Annotated in this window: 1 protein-coding gene and 2 pseudogenes; all 3 read right to left on the bottom strand. The window is 36.5% G+C overall.

All coding sequences use genetic code 11. The features are described 5' to 3' along the window. Nucleotides 1-150 (bottom strand): annotated as a pseudogene (locus AC1DPQ_RS28505) (exonuclease domain-containing protein); the annotation flags it as partial. 127 nt (nt 151-277) lie between these two features. After that, nucleotides 278-904, bottom strand: a complete 627-nt coding sequence (locus tag AC1DPQ_RS28500) for a hypothetical protein (protein WP_477583235.1) — start codon at nt 902-904, stop codon at nt 278-280. A 10-nt stretch (nt 905-914) separates the two neighbouring features. Beyond that, nucleotides 915-1,099, bottom strand: a pseudogene (locus AC1DPQ_RS28495) (response regulator transcription factor); the annotation flags it as partial.

Here is a 1,099-nt window from a genome sequence, read left to right as displayed (position 1 = left end):
GTAAACGGGTATAGGCTGCTTCGGATTAATTAGGGTAGTGTAAGATTCAACTATTTCATTGCCATCATGGATGTTAATGGCAACCTCGGTAATACCATTTGCTGAGGCATGACCACCAGTGGTTTCGATATCTACAACTGCGTATAACATTAAATTAATTTGAAATACAAATCTATGCTAAAATAATTAGTATGAAAATAATTTTGATTATTTCTTTAGCATAAAAAAAACGGTTATGTATTTAACGTAACCGCTCTGGTATTTTGTATGTAAATATTTAAAGTTTACTTAGTAGCTTGCTTAAATTAGGTTTGATGCCAATAGAAATCGGTACAGTGTTAAAAGCCCTGTTCTGGATTTTACTAAAGCCATACATGTAACTGGCCTCTACAAATAAATTGGCACCTCCAATATTATATTCAATACCGGCCCCACCTTCGGCAATACCCAAACCATTCGATTTATTATCTTGGGTAACCTGCAGGGTTGTGGTATTAACGCTAGCCTGAGGCGTAAGAATAAAACCGCCACCAGCACCTGCAAAACCATAAAAAGCCCATTTGTTTACAATTTTACGGTACCCTAAAGCAACATTTAGCAAGTAGGTGGTTGCCCTGCCTTTTTGTAAAGTATAGGTGTAGCCCGCATCTGGCGTTATCTGGTTAAAAGTAAAAGCATGTAAACTTGCTTTAGGGTATAAGAACAAACCACCTTTACCCAAACCCAAGTTTAAACCTAAAGATGTTGAAAATTTTGGTTTAAAATAATCCGAAGTTTCGCCCATTGGGAATGCAAAGCCAATTCCACTCATAGAATAGAGTTTATCTGGTCTGCTTTGTGCTTTTACTTTGATTGATAATGCTGCACATAACAACAGAAGAGATAGTAGTAATTTTAATTTCATATCTGATTTTTTAATTTTCGGTTAAAGCACTTACTTTTTGGAGCAAATCTGCCATGTTAAAGGGTTTTTCTAAATAATCGTCGGGATGGTATTGTTGCGATGTGATATAGTTTTCATCGTACCTCGCCGATGCCATAATAATAGGGATGCGCGCTGTTTCAGGATTTAACCTTAACTCTTTAAACACAGCACGCC

Source organism: Pedobacter sp. 01T416_2, assembly GCF_056398925.1.
This window is presented reverse-complemented; position numbering and strand designations above follow the sequence as displayed.